12 protein-coding genes and 2 pseudogenes are annotated in these 13,043 nt (G+C 60.3%); 5 read left to right on the plus strand and 9 right to left on the minus strand.

Going from position 1 to position 13,043, the window contains the following annotated elements:
• Nucleotides 1–101: 101 nt before the first annotated feature.
• A pseudogene (locus tag L0Z65_RS08570) lies at nt 102–1,177 on the plus strand (YeeE/YedE family protein).
• Here the strand turns inward: L0Z65_RS08570 and L0Z65_RS08575 are convergent.
• The 8 genes from L0Z65_RS08575 to L0Z65_RS08610 form a co-directional block, all read right to left on the minus strand.
• Nucleotides 1,113–2,393 (minus strand): DUF3422 family protein, encoded by a 1,281-nt coding sequence (locus tag L0Z65_RS08575; protein ID WP_405112368.1) that lies wholly within the window; start codon nt 2,391–2,393, stop codon nt 1,113–1,115. The pseudogene L0Z65_RS08570 and the gene L0Z65_RS08575 overlap by 65 nt on opposite strands.
• A gap of 131 nt (nt 2,394–2,524) precedes the next feature.
• Nucleotides 2,525–2,896 carry a carboxymuconolactone decarboxylase family protein gene (locus L0Z65_RS08580; protein WP_102897339.1) on the minus strand — a complete coding sequence of 124 codons (372 nt, stop codon included), beginning with the start codon at nt 2,894–2,896 and terminating at the stop codon, nt 2,525–2,527.
• Nucleotides 2,889–3,257: a MerR family transcriptional regulator gene (locus L0Z65_RS08585; RefSeq protein ID WP_405112371.1), complete on the minus strand. Its 369-nt coding sequence runs from the start codon at nt 3,255–3,257 to the stop codon at nt 2,889–2,891. The genes L0Z65_RS08580 and L0Z65_RS08585 overlap by 8 nt, the downstream gene beginning before the upstream one ends.
• Nucleotides 3,258–3,327: 70 nt before the next feature.
• A complete protein-coding gene (locus L0Z65_RS08590) occupies nt 3,328–3,702 on the minus strand; it encodes a VOC family protein (RefSeq protein WP_096788883.1) in 375 nt (124 codons plus the stop codon).
• Nucleotides 3,703–3,815: 113 nt separating this feature from the next.
• Complete coding sequence (locus L0Z65_RS08595) at nt 3,816–5,249, minus strand: NAD(P)(+) transhydrogenase (Re/Si-specific) subunit beta (RefSeq protein ID WP_405112375.1); 1,434 nt, start codon at nt 5,247–5,249, stop codon at nt 3,816–3,818.
• A 13-nt stretch (nt 5,250–5,262) separates the two neighbouring features.
• Nucleotides 5,263–6,834, minus strand: coding sequence for a Re/Si-specific NAD(P)(+) transhydrogenase subunit alpha (locus L0Z65_RS08600; RefSeq protein WP_102898243.1), 1,572 nt, complete (start codon nt 6,832–6,834; stop codon nt 5,263–5,265).
• Between the two features lie 137 nt (nt 6,835–6,971).
• Nucleotides 6,972–7,433 (minus strand): isoprenylcysteine carboxylmethyltransferase family protein, encoded by a 462-nt coding sequence (locus tag L0Z65_RS08605; protein WP_040174139.1) that lies wholly within the window; start codon nt 7,431–7,433, stop codon nt 6,972–6,974.
• Nucleotides 7,434–7,720: 287 nt separating this feature from the next.
• Complete coding sequence (locus L0Z65_RS08610) at nt 7,721–8,674, minus strand: MBL fold metallo-hydrolase (protein WP_405112378.1); 954 nt, start codon at nt 8,672–8,674, stop codon at nt 7,721–7,723.
• Nucleotides 8,675–8,913: 239 nt separating this feature from the next.
• Between L0Z65_RS08610 and L0Z65_RS08615 the strand changes: the two genes are divergently transcribed.
• The 4 genes and pseudogenes from L0Z65_RS08615 to kynA all read left to right on the plus strand — a co-directional run bounded on the left by L0Z65_RS08615 (nt 8,914) and on the right by kynA (nt 12,337).
• The gene (locus L0Z65_RS08615) at nt 8,914–9,666 is read left to right on the plus strand and encodes an SDR family NAD(P)-dependent oxidoreductase (RefSeq protein ID WP_405112381.1); all 753 of its coding nucleotides are present in this window, start codon (nt 8,914–8,916) and stop codon (nt 9,664–9,666) included.
• Nucleotides 9,666–9,959 (plus strand): annotated as a pseudogene (locus L0Z65_RS08620) (MmcQ/YjbR family DNA-binding protein); the annotation flags it as partial. The gene L0Z65_RS08615 and the pseudogene L0Z65_RS08620, both read left to right, overlap by 1 nt.
• A 198-nt stretch (nt 9,960–10,157) precedes the next feature.
• Nucleotides 10,158–11,351, plus strand: a complete 1,194-nt coding sequence (gene kynU, locus L0Z65_RS08625; RefSeq protein WP_405112504.1) for a kynureninase — start codon at nt 10,158–10,160, stop codon at nt 11,349–11,351.
• Nucleotides 11,352–11,503: 152 nt separating this feature from the next.
• A complete protein-coding gene (gene kynA / locus L0Z65_RS08630; RefSeq protein WP_405112384.1) occupies nt 11,504–12,337 on the plus strand; it encodes a tryptophan 2,3-dioxygenase in 834 nt (277 codons plus the stop codon).
• 36 nt (nt 12,338–12,373) lie between these two features.
• On the opposite strand, the gene L0Z65_RS08635 is transcribed toward kynA, so the two are convergent.
• Nucleotides 12,374–12,955: a TetR/AcrR family transcriptional regulator gene (locus tag L0Z65_RS08635; RefSeq protein WP_405112387.1), complete on the minus strand. Its 582-nt coding sequence runs from the start codon at nt 12,953–12,955 to the stop codon at nt 12,374–12,376.
• Between the last annotated feature and the right edge of the window lie 88 nt (nt 12,956–13,043).

Here is a 13,043-nt window from a genome sequence, read left to right on the forward strand (position 1 = left end):
GGCCTCAAAGCTTGCTGCCTGCCGAAAAAACGGTCATTTCGGGAAAATATTCCAAAAGCGATGGATCCCGTCGCACCCCATCGCAGTCACGGAGACCGCATATGTTCGAAACACTTGGCTTTGAAGACACCACCGCCCGTGCGGTTTCGGTCCTGTTTGCCCTTGGTGTCGGGATCCTCTTTGGAGGGCTGGCGCAGCTGACCCGGTTTTGTTTTCGCCGTGCTGTAGTCGGCGCGGATCGCCGTCAAGCCGCTGGTGTCTGGGCAATGGCGCTCGCAGTTGCGGTTCTTGGCACCCAAGCCGCTGTGGCGCTTGGCTGGATCAGCTTTGGTGAACACCGCCTGATGGTGGCCGATCTGCCCGTGGCAGCGGTGGTCCTAGGCGGGTTGATGTTCGGTGCTCAGGCATGGTGCTGACACGCGGCTGTGTCTCCCGGCTGATGGTGCTGACCGGCAGCGGCAATCTGCGCGCCCTGGTGGTGATTGTGACTTTCGCCATTGTCGCCCATGCGACACTTAAGGGCGTGCTGGCTCCGCTCCGCACTTGGATTGGCGGCGTAACCTTGCCGGTCGGCGACTATGCCTCACTGGCGACACTGACCGGTGCGCCCTTGGTGGTTGCCACCTTGGTCGCTGCTGCTGCGCTGGTCCTGGCCCTGCGCTCCGGCAATCGCGCGCTTCCACTGCTCGGCGGGGCACTGATTGGCGCGCTGGTGCCTCTTGCCTGGGTGGGCACTGGCTATGTGCTGTACGACGAATTTGACCCCATCGCGATGGAAAGCCTCTCCTTCACCGCGCCATCAGCCGAGACCCTGTTCTACACGCTGGCGTCCAGCGCCGTACCGGCTGGTTTTGGTACGGGTCTGGTCGGTGGCGTGCTAATCGGCGCACTGGTCGCCGCGCTGCTGAGTGGCAGTTTTCAGTGGCAAAGCTTTGAGAGCCCGCGCCAGACTGGCCGCTACCTCAGCGGCGCTGTACTGATGGGCGTTGGCGGTGTTCTTGCAGGCGGGTGCACCGTTGGCGCAGGCCTCGCTGGTATTCCGACACTCAGCCTGGCTGCGGTGCTGGCACTGGCGTCGATTGCCGCAGGTGGCCTGGCCGCAAATGCCTGGCTCAATGCAGCCGCTTCCGGATCTGGCGCACAGCGAGCCACACCATCAGTACAACCGGCAGAGTAAGCGCTGCCGTCATCATCCCCTTGCTGAGGCCCAGAACCGCGGCAAGGGGATAGAGCGCATAGGACGCCAGTGACACCGCATAGTAGCTGATCGCCACCACAGACAGCCCCTCCACCGTATGTTGCAGCCGCAGCGCCATATCTGCGCGGCGGTCCATGCTTTCCAGTAGCGCCTGGTTCTGTGCGGAGCGTTCTACATCGACGCGGGTTCGCAGCAACTCCCCTGCCCGCCGCGCGCGATCCGCCAATGTGGCCAGCCGTCCCTCTGTTGATTTTACGGTCCGCATGGCCGGTTCAAACCGGCGCAGCATAAACTCGGCAAAGGTTTGATACCCTTCAAATCGCGCCTCCCGCAGCAGGGCAATGCGCTGGTTGACCAGCGCATCATAGGCCCCTGTCGCCCCAAAGCGGAACGCCGCCTGCGCCGCCATCGCTTCCAACTCAGCCGAGACGATCAACAGCTGTGACAGCGTCTGTTCGGCAGGCATGCGGTCGCCGGTCATCTCCACCATCATCTCACTCAGATGGGTATCCAGCGCCCCGATGGTGGGGCTGAGGCCACGCGCCCGCGAAAACCCCAGCATCGACATGGCGCGATAGGTTTCGATCTCGCAAAGACGCTGCACCACCCGGCCAATCCGCTGTGCGCCCGTCTCCGTGTTCGGAAAAACGGCGAACCGCATGTGACCTGCCGGGTCGATACGGAAATCCCCAGCCACCACACAACTGTCATCCAGCACCCGCGCAACGGCCAGGCTCTCAGGCACAAACCAATCGGTCAGCGCCCGGCGTACATCCGCAACCTCGCCGCGCGGCAGGATCCGCAGCATCAGCGAGGTGATCCGCTGCCCCGGCGCCTCGGACAGCCAATCAGACGGGAACACATCGAAATCCGCAGGATCGTAGGGCCGCTCGCTGATGCCATCGAAATACAGCGTGTAAGACACGAACTCGGTATGCTGTTCCCATTTCAGGGTATGGCGCCCCAGCTGCGCGGAATGATGTGTCGCACCCGGTTTCGGATGCGGCACCCCGTGCCGGTCCAGTAGCTCAATGAGATGGGCAAGATCCCGGCTGCGGTCGCGGTGCACCGCCTCCTGCGGCTGCTTGATCGCAAGATAGATCACCGTCGACGGATTGCTCATCGTTGGGAACGGGCGGGCGTGCAGCTCATTTGCCAGCTGGTAACGCAGCGGGTGGTCTTGGATTGGCGGCATCTGTGGTCTCCCTGAGCGGCAGACCACAGGTTAGCGGAGGCAAGTTGACCTGTAAAGAATTACGTTATTTCAATGCCTTAACTGGATACAACCGTATACAATCGAGGCAAGCCCGACGCCAGACGAGGGCATTATGCCGCCTCAAACACCTCAATCGCCGCATTCAAACCATTGATGGCCGCAGGCATCCCGCCATAAACCGCCATCTGCCAAATCACCTCCAGAATCTCCGCCTCACTTGCGCCCGCCGCACGGGTATGAGCGATATTTATCTTCAACTGCGGCGTGGTCTGACCGCCAAGCGCCGTCAGCGCGGCAATTGTACAGAGCTGCCGTGTGCGCAGGTCCAGGCCCTCACGCGCGTAATGGCGCCCATAGGCCCATTCCACCAAGCTCTCTGCCATTCCCGGCAAATGTGCATCGTAGCGCTCTGCCAGGATCGCTTCCAGATTCGGGTTCATCTCTGCCAGCAGCTTGCGGCCATTGGTCAATGCGTCAGACATCTGCGCTGTCCTTTTCCAGGTCATGGTAGATCGCCACCTTACGATCCATCAGGGCAAGCGTGTCATGAAGCTGCGCCAGCTGGCGGCGGATCACCTCACGGTGGGCTTCCAGCATTTCGCGCCGTTCGGCCAGTGTTTCCCGCCCCTTTGCCCGTAATCTGGCATAGCGGACGCGGTCCGCCTGCTTCATTCCTGTGGCGTTCAACTGCCCCAGAAAACGGATCCAGCCGAGGATATCGCGGTCATAGACCCGCCGCCCGGCGGCATCCCGCGCGGGCGGGTCTATCAGCCCGATCTTCTCGTAAAAGCGCAGGGTATCCACGCTCAGGCCAGTGGCCATCGCCACGTCTGAAATCTTCATGCACGTCTCTCTTGCTGCCCACCCACCATGGGTGAGTCGGGACACCCTAGCGGCTGGAGTACACTCCAGCTCAAGCGGTATCTGCAGCCCGCCCAATCGGCTGCCACAATTCTATCGGATTGCCCTCAGGGTCGTGCAGCCGCGCGAAATAGCCGATCTCACCGTCCCACTCCGGCCGTGTCTCCACCGAGATATCCGCCGCCTGCAACTGCGCGATCATCGCCGCCAGATCCGTTACCCGGAAATTGATCATCCACTGTTTGCTTGTGTCTCCGAAATAGTCGGTGTCCTCAGCAAACGGGGCAAAGACAGTATAGCCGCCTCCCTGCATCCAGGGTGTCCCCCCAACGGGGTCAATTCCCAGATGGTCATTGTACCATCGGCTGAGCGCTTCTGGGTCTTTGGCGCGGAAGAACACGCCACCTATGCCTTGGGCCTTTTCCATATCATCCTCCTCGGCTGCCCTATGATAGCACAGGCCCCAGTCCGCATTGGCCAACAAAAAAGAGCGCCCCGTCAGGAGCGCTCTTTCAGTGTGTGCAGCGATGAGCCGAACAGTCAGCCGATCATGGTCAGCAGCTTGTCAAGGCTGGTCTTGGCATCGCCATAGAACATCCGCGTGTTTTCCTTGAAGAACAGCGGGTTCTCGATCCCGGAATAACCGGTGCCCTGACCGCGTTTGGAGACAAAGACTTGTTTCGCTTTCCAGCATTCCAGCACCGGCATGCCAGCGATCGGCGAATTGGGGTCTTCCTGTGCCGCTGGGTTCACGATGTCGTTGGAGCCAATGACAATCGCCACGTCGGTTTCCGGGAAATCCTCGTTGATCTCGTCCATTTCCAGCACGATATCATAGGGTACCTTCGCTTCCGCCAAGAGCACGTTCATGTGACCGGGCAGACGTCCTGCAACCGGGTGGATCGCAAATCGCACGTTTTTGCCCTTGGCCCGCAGACGGCGGGTCAGTTCCGCCACATTCTGCTGGGCCTGCGCCACTGCCATGCCGTAGCCGGGGATGATCACTACAGAGTCGGCCTCATCCAGCGCGGTAGCCACGCCATCTGCCTCGATTGCGATCTGCTCACCGTCGATTTCCATCGCCGGGCCTGCAGTGCCACCAAAGCCACCAAGGATCACCGAGACAAAGCTGCGGTTCATCGCCTTACACATGATGTAACTGAGGATCGCACCGGAGGAGCCAACCAGCGCGCCAACCACGATCAACAGATCATTGCCGAGCGAGAAACCAATCGCTGCCGCCGCCCAGCCGGAGTAGCTGTTCAGCATCGAGACAACCACCGGCATATCGGCGCCGCCAATGCCCATGATCAGGTGGTAGCCGATGAACAGTGCCGCCAGAGTCATCAGGAACAGCGGGAAGAGGCCGCCAGTGTTGAAATACCAGATCAGGCAGATCAGCGAGAGCCCGGCCGCACCGGCGTTCAGCATATGCCCGCCGGGCAATTTGGTCGCCGCCGAAGACACTTTGCCCGCCAGCTTGCCATAGGCAATCACCGACCCGGTAAAGGTCACAGCCCCGATGAAGACACCAAGAAACAGCTCAACCCGCAGGATCGCGATCTCAACACCGTCTTTCTTGGCCAGCAGCGCGCCAAAACCCTCAAGCGCCTTCTTGGCGGTGTCATCCATCGCCAGAACGCGACCCAGCTCAATATGGGCGATGAAGCCCACAAAAACCGCTGCAAGACCCACCAGCGAGTGCATCGCCGCCACCAGTTGTGGCATTTCGGTCATCTGCACACGTTTGGCGACATAGTAGCCGATGAGGCCGCCTGCAGCGATCAAGAGGATCGACAACAGCCACAGACCAGCACCCGGCCCAATCAAGGTTGCCAGCACCGCCAGCGCCATACCCGCAATGCCGTACCAGACCGCGCGCTTTGCGCTTTCCTGCCCGCTCAGGCCGCCCAGCGACAGGATGAAGAGAACAGCCGCAACCACATAGGCGGCAGTTGTAAAGCCAAAGTCCATAATCCCGGCCTCCTTAAGATTTCTGGAACATGGCAAGCATGCGCCGGGTGACGAGGAAACCGCCGAAGATATTGATCCCGGCCATGAATACCGACACTGCCGCGAGGAAGATCACCAGGAATGATCCCGATCCGATCTGCATCAGCGCCCCAAGGATGATGATCGAGGAAATCGCATTGGTGACAGCCATCAGCGGCGTATGCAGCGAGTGGGCAACACCCCAGATCACCTGAAAGCCCACAAAACAGGCCAACGCAAACACGATGAAGTGCTGCATGAAGCTGGCGGGCGCAAACAGCCCAACGAACAGCACCAAAGCACCGCCGACAGCCAGCAGGGTGACTTGGTTCTTGGTCTGCTGCTTGAAGGCTTCGACTTCCTGCTCCCGCTTCTCTTCGGGCGTCAGCTCCTTCACCTCTTTCTTCGGCTGGGCCGCGATGGCCTGCACCTTGGGCGGTGGCGGCGGGAAGGTGATTTCCTTCTCGAAGGTCACAGTCGCGCCACGGATCACATCGTCTTCCATGTCGTGATTGATCTGACCGTCCTTTTCGGGCGTCAGGTCAGTCATCATGTGACGAATGTTGGTGGCATAAAGCGTCGAAGCCTGCGCCGCCATGCGGCTGGGGAAATCGGTATAGCCGATGATGGTTACGCCGTTTTCGGTCACGACCTTCTCGTCCATCACCGTGCCTTCGACATTGCCGCCCTTTTCAGCTGCAAGGTCAATGATAACGGATCCAGGCTTCATCGCCGCGACCATATCCTCAAGCCACAGCTTGGGGGCCTCGCGGTTGGGGATCAGCGCGGTGGTGATGACGATATCAACATCAGGGGCCAATTCGCGGAACTTGGCCAGTTGGGCCTCGCGGAACTCGGGGCTGGAGACAGCTGCGTAACCGCCGGTTGCCGCACCGTCCTGCTGGCTTTCCTCAAAATCAAGGTAAACGAACTCTGCGCCCATGCTTTCGACTTGCTCGGCCACTTCAGGGCGCACGTCAAAGGCATAGGTGATCGCGCCAAGGCTGGTGGATGCCCCGATGGCCGCCAGACCGGCAACACCGGCCCCGACAACCAAAACCTTGGCCGGGGGCACCTTGCCCGCCGCCGTGATCTGACCGGTAAAGAACCGGCCAAAGTTATTCCCCGCCTCGATCACCGCGCGATAGCCCGCGATATTGGCCATGGAGGACAGGGCGTCCATCTTCTGCGCGCGGGAAATCCGCGGCACCATTTCCATCGCGATCACGTTGGCGCCCTTGGAGCGTGCAAGCTCCATACCGGCCTCATTGCCGCCCGGATTGAAGAAGGAAATCAGCGTCTTGCCCGCTGTCATCCGCTTCAGTTCCGTTTCAGTCGGCTGGCGCACCTTGGCCACGATATCCGCCGCTTTCCACAGGGCGGCCGGTGTTTTGACGATCTCAACGCCAACAGCCTCATATGTGGCATCTGCAAACCCAGCCGCCGCGCCTGCGCCGGTCTCGATCGCACAGGTATAGCCCAGCTTTTGCAGTTGAACCGCAGAGTCCGGGGTCATCGCAACCCGCGCCTCGCCGTCAAATACTTCTTTTGGCGTGCCTATTTTCACCTTGTCGGTCCCCCTCATTGTCCCCGCGCCAGACTCGCTGAGCACGTATCGCAAATATTTTGACTACATTGCGCAACATTTTTGCGCAACAGTTTCGCTGCGTCGCCGCAACGGATTGCCGCGGTGCCGCAAATCCATCACAGCCATCGCCGTGTCTTCTGTTCATACCGCGCCCAGTCCGCGCGAAACTGCCTGCGCAACCGGTTTTCTTCCGGCAGAATGAACCGCCGCTCCAGCACCCAAACGAAAATCGGCAGCAGCGCCAGCGACAGCACCGCATCGAACCGCAGGATCAGCCCCAGCAGCAACAGGCAATCACCGAGATAAATCGGATTGCGACTGCGTTTGAAAATGCCAGATTGCACCAGCTGGCTGGGCTGCCCATGCGGGTGAAGCGTTGTCTTCTGGCGCCGCAGTTCCGTCACCGCCAGCAGCATCAAAACGATCCCCCCGCCGATCAGCACACCGCTGAGAAACCCCACAAACGCGCCGATTGCGCCCCCCGAGAATTCAAGCCCCAACGGCAGAAACCGGGCCTGGCACCAGGCCAGCACCGCAAAGCCCAACAGCCACACCGGAGGCACGTCGATCCATTTCATTGCAGGCGACACTCCGGGTGATCCTTGTCCGATTTGATGCGCATCAGCGGCAGTTTTCCCTTATGAGGCCAGAAGGTCCACCCTTCGGAGCGCTCCTCCGAAGGATAAGGACAAATTGCCCTGAATGGTCGTGAAACGGCGAATCCGTTCCATTTGCGGCATGATCCTGCACAAATCGTTGTGGATAGCCACGTATACTTTGGCATGCCCAAACGGGTGATCAGCGCAGACGGCGCCAATCACCGGTCACAAGAGCGTCAATGGCCAAAGCGACAGACCCCCTGCGGCTATTCCCACTCCATTTCCTCATAGACGCGACCGGCGTTCTTGGTCGCCAATTCCTCAAAGGTATCAAGCTGCTGCCAGCGGGCCTGATCCACGTAATAAGCCGACGCCAGATCGCCGCCCTCTTCGATATGGGCACCAATCTTGCTGCGCAGATCTACGAGGTAGTCCAGCGTGTAGCGCCGCACCTGATCGAAATTGGTCGGATGGCCGTGACCGGGGATCACATAGGTTGGATCCAGTGGTTCCAACTTTTCCTGCCAAGTCTCAATCCAGCAACTGGTGCAGGTATGTTCAAAAATCGGCAGCATCCGCTCGTGAAACGCGATATCCCCGGCGATCAACATTCCCCACTGCGGAATCCAGACCTGAGTATCGCCAGGATCATGGGCCGGGCCCAGATGCAGGATCTGAAAATCGACGCCCCCCAGCGACAGATCATAGCGATCCTCAAAGCTGAGGTTGGCAGGCTCAATCCGTGTCGCGCCCGCGCGGTCCTTATTGTAGCTCTGCATGCCTTGCAGGATGAAATGGCCGTTCTCTTTGACCTCTGCCGTGGCCTCCATATGGGCCAGAACATCCACGCCCTGATCGCGCCAATAGCCATTGCCCAGCATCGCATGGCCCTGACCATTTTCATTGATCACCAGCACCACCGGCTGATCGGTCAGCGCTTTGATCTCCGCATGCAGCGCAGCCGCCAGCGCGTCCGACGCGCCCGCATTGATGACGACAACGCCCTGATCCGTCACGACAAAACTGAGATTATTGTTGTGACCTGCGTTTTCGTAGGTTGGCGGTGCGGTCGCCCCGATAGCGGAAAATACCTGCGGGATCACCTCCACAGGTTTGGAATACAGCTCGGACTGGGGGTATTGATCGGCGATATCTTCGCTCGCCAGCGCAGCTGCGGGCGATATCAGCGCGGCCAAGAGGCCAAGGGCCAGAGTTTTCATGTTATCCTCCATCTGCAACGGGGGCCTGTCGCCACCTTTGGCATGACATTCACACATTGGAATATTTATGTAAACAATCTCTCGGAGGTGGTCAAAACGGCAAAATCCCCCTGCCCCTGAAATCCCCGACAAAGTGACGGAACGGAGATCTTGCCTGCCTTCGCGCGGCGGTTAGGCTCTTCTCACAGCCGGGAGATATCCCGGCAAAGAACACCAACACCCAACAGCGGAGCAAGGCCATGACACTCAAGGGAAAACACGCGTTGATCACCGGCGGCGGTACCGGCATTGGCCTGGCGATGGCACAGGCGCTGGCCGCAGAAGGTGCAGAGGTCACCATCACCGGACGCAGGCAAGAGGTTCTGGAGGAGGTTGCAACCGACGGGCTGCATCCGCTGGCGATGGATGTCCGTGACGAGGCGGATGTCATCGCCAAGATCGACACCGCCACTGCCGCCCGCGGGCCGATCCAGATCTGCGTGCCCAATGCTGGCATCGCCGAGGGCAAGGCCCTGCACAAGATGTCGATGGAGTTCTGGCGCAATATGATGGCCACCAATCTGGACGGCGCCTTTTTGACGATCCGCGAATCCATGAAATCCATGCGCCAGACCGACTGGGGCCGCGTCGTCACCGTCTCTTCCATCGCGGGCCTGCGTGGCCTGCAAGGCGCGCCATGCTATTCGGCCAGCAAACATGGGCTTATCGGCCTGACACGCTCGCTGAGCGAGGATTATCTGGGCACGCCTTATACCTTCAACGCCCTCTGCCCCGGCTACGTCGATACCCCGATCATCGACCGGAACGTAACCTCAATCTCTCAGCGCGCGGGCGTCAGTGAGGAAGATGCACTGAAGATCATGGTTTCCGCCAATCGTCACAAACGCCTGATTCTGCCCGATGAGGTGGCCGCAGCGCTGCTGTGGCTTTGCGGTCCCGGCTCACAGTCGATCAACGGGCAGACAATTGAGATTGCCGACGGGCAAACCTGATGACACGGGAAGAGTTCAACGCGTTCTGCGCCAGCTTTGCCGCCACGTCCCATGTGGTCCAATGGGGCAATGCCGACGTGTGGAAGGCAGGGGGCAAAGTTTTTGCCATCTGCGGCTGGGCTGATGGCAAAGACGCGTTTACCTTCAAGACCGGCGACATCGCCTTTGAGATCCTGCAAGAGCGTCCGGGCGTCCGCCCGGCGCCCTATCTGGCGTCGCGCGGGATGAAATGGCTGCAGCATTTCAAGGATCCCGGCCTGAGCGACACGGAACTGAAAGAGCAGATCAGCCTGTCCTATCGTCTCGTCACCGCAGGCCTGTCCAAGCGCAAACGCACCGAGTTGGGCATTCCCGAGCCACAGCCGGGTGGCGCCCAGAGCGGGGATCCTGGATCCTATCTCTGGACAGGGGCGGCACGATGCGATAGCACTCCAGAAACTTTAAGCATAAAATATGCTGACCGCCAGATCACCCATGCTCACGAGGTTCAGATGACCGATTTTGCCGCGACCAAGGCCATGTTCTCCCTGCCGGAAGGGATGATCTACCTCGATGGCAACTCTCTCGGGCCAATGCCCCGCGCCACCGCAGAACGGGTGCGCAGCACGATTGAGGACGAATGGGGCGAGATGCTGATCACCGGCTGGAACAAGGCCGGTTGGATGCAGAAACCCACCGCCATCGGCGACCGGATTGCGCGTTTGATCGGCGCCGAACCGGGCCACGTGGTGATGGGAGACACCCTGTCGATCAAGGTCTACCAAGCCGTCGCTTCGGCGTTGGAGCTGAACCCAACCCGCAAGGTGGTGCTGTCCGACAGCGGCAACTTCCCTTCCGACCTCTATATGGTTGAGGGGCTGGTGAAATCGCTGGGCCCGGACTATGCCCTGCGCGTTGTCGCGCCGGAAGAGGTCAGCACCCATATCACCGATGACATTGCGGTGCTAATGCTGACCGAAGTGGACTATCGCACAGGGCGCAAACACGACATGAAGGCGCTGACAGAACAGGCCCATGCCGCTGGGGTTATAACGGTCTGGGATCTGGCCCATTCCGCAGGCGCGCTGCCGGTGGATCTGGCTGGCTGCAAGGCGGATTTCGCGGTCGGCTGCACCTATAAATACCTCAACAGCGGCCCTGGTGGTCCCGCCTTCATCTACGTCGCCCCCCGCCACGCAGATGCCGCCCGCCCGGCCCTGTCCGGCTGGCTGGGGCACGCCGCGCCGTTTGATTTTGACCTGAACTACAAACCCGGCAACGGCATCGAACGGATGCGGGTCGGCACGCCCCCTGTGTTGCAACTCGCCGCGCTTGAGGCGTCGATGGACATCTGGGACATGGCCGATATGGCGGATGTGCGCGCCAAGTCGATTGAACTTTGCGATCTGTTCATCGCTGAGGTCGAAGCCCGCTGTCCCGATCTCACCCTTGCCTCCCCTCGCGATGGCGCTGGCCGTGGCAGTCAGGTCTCGTTCCGCTTCCATGAGGGTTACGCCGCCATGCAGGCGCTCATTGCCCGTGGCGTGGTCGGTGACTTCCGCGCGCCTGACATCATGCGCTTTGGCTTTACTCCTCTCTACATTGATGAGGGCGATGTCCGGGCCGCCGTCGATATCATCGAGGATGTGATGACCAACGCGCTGTGGGACAGTGCCGAATACAAGACCCGCAACGCCGTCACCTGATGATGGCTCTGCCCGCATACCGCGTGCCACTGTGCCGTCCGGCTGGCTGGGTCGCCCTGTGGCGACGCCTGGCCCAATGCGGCACGCTCAATTCGAGAAAGGCTCCTGTTCCCGCAATCTGATACACTACCGGAACACCAAGGAGCCTTACCATGTCCATCCCCTATGATCCCGCCAAAGAAGGCGCGCAGATGTCGTTTGACGGGCGCATGTCCTATGGCGACTACCTGTCGCTCGACACGCTGCTGACCGCACAGAAAACCTGGACCAACACCCATGACGAGATGCTGTTCATCATCCAGCATCAGACCTCCGAACTCTGGATGCGTCTCGCCATTCACGAGCTGACCGCTGCGCGTGCGCGCCTACTAGCGGACAAGCCGCATGAGGCATTCAAGATGCTTGCCCGTGTCGCCCGTATCTTTGAACAGCTGAATTCGGCCTGGGATGTGTTACGCACCATGACACCCTCCGATTACACCGCCTTTCGGGATGAGCTGGGGCAAAGCTCGGGCTTTCAGTCGCACCAGTACCGCCAGATCGAATTCATGCTCGGCAATCGCAACAAGGCGATGTTGCGCCCCCACGCCCACCGGCCCGACATTCTGGCCCTGTTGGAGGAAGAGCTGAGCAAGCCCTCGCTCTATGATGTGGCGCTACGGACGCTTGGCCAGCGCTTCGACCTGCCGGATGAGGTGCTGAACCGCGACCTGTCAGAGGCCTACACGCCCCATCCCGCGGTCGAGGCCGCCTGGTGCGAGGTCTACCGCAATACCGAGGCACATTGGGACCTCTACGAGCTGGCAGAAAAGCTGGTGGATTTTGAAGATTACTTCCGCCGCTGGCGCTTCAATCACGTGACCACGGTCGAGCGCGTCATCGGTTTCAAGCGCGGCACCGGCGGCACTGGTGGTGTAAGCTACCTGAAACGGATGCTTGAGGTGGAACTTTTCCCCGAACTCTGGCACCTGCGCACCGTGCTCTGACACGCCACTCCCTGAGGCAGGCCTGCTTGGTCTGCCTCACCGCGGGGACAGCCCCGCCGCAAACAGCTGCGCCAGCTGACGCACACCTGCGCGATAGCTGGCGTAATCCGCAGAGGTGTGTTTCACGCCCTTCATCGCGCTGCAAAATGTCCGTGCGACCTCTTCGGCCGTGCCTGTCAAACGAATGGTGCCCGTCGCAGCCATCTCAGCCAGCCATGCCGCGTAAACATCCCGCAAGAGCGCCTCGCCTGCATAAATACGGTCCCCCGCGCTGCTCATGCTGGCTTCCAGCACTTCCATCCCATGGGGCGTGTTCAACATCGCTTCCATCGCCTCTCCGCCCTGCGCCTCAAAGGCCGCAAGCAGTTGCGCCGCTGCTGTGCCTTGCAACGTCAGCGCCGCACGGAGCCGATCAGCAGTCTCCGCATAATGCGCATCAATCAACGCCTCCAGGATCGCCTCCTTGTTTCTGAAGTGCAGATAGACCGCGGGTCGCGACATGCCCGCCCGCCTTGCAATGTCGTCCATTGAGGTTTTGCGATACCCGTAGGTCGCAAATCCCCCCCAGGCCGCTTCAAGAATGGCGCGTTGTTTCGGATCGCTGGAAGATTTGATCATGAAATCGCTTCTGACACTTCGCCTCAATTATGTCAATTGACAGCCTGACAAAATAAGCCAATTATGTCACCACGTCAGCCAATCGAGA

This window comes from Phaeobacter sp. BS52, assembly GCF_045040595.1.
GTDB lineage: Bacteria > Pseudomonadota > Alphaproteobacteria > Rhodobacterales > Rhodobacteraceae > Phaeobacter > Phaeobacter piscinae.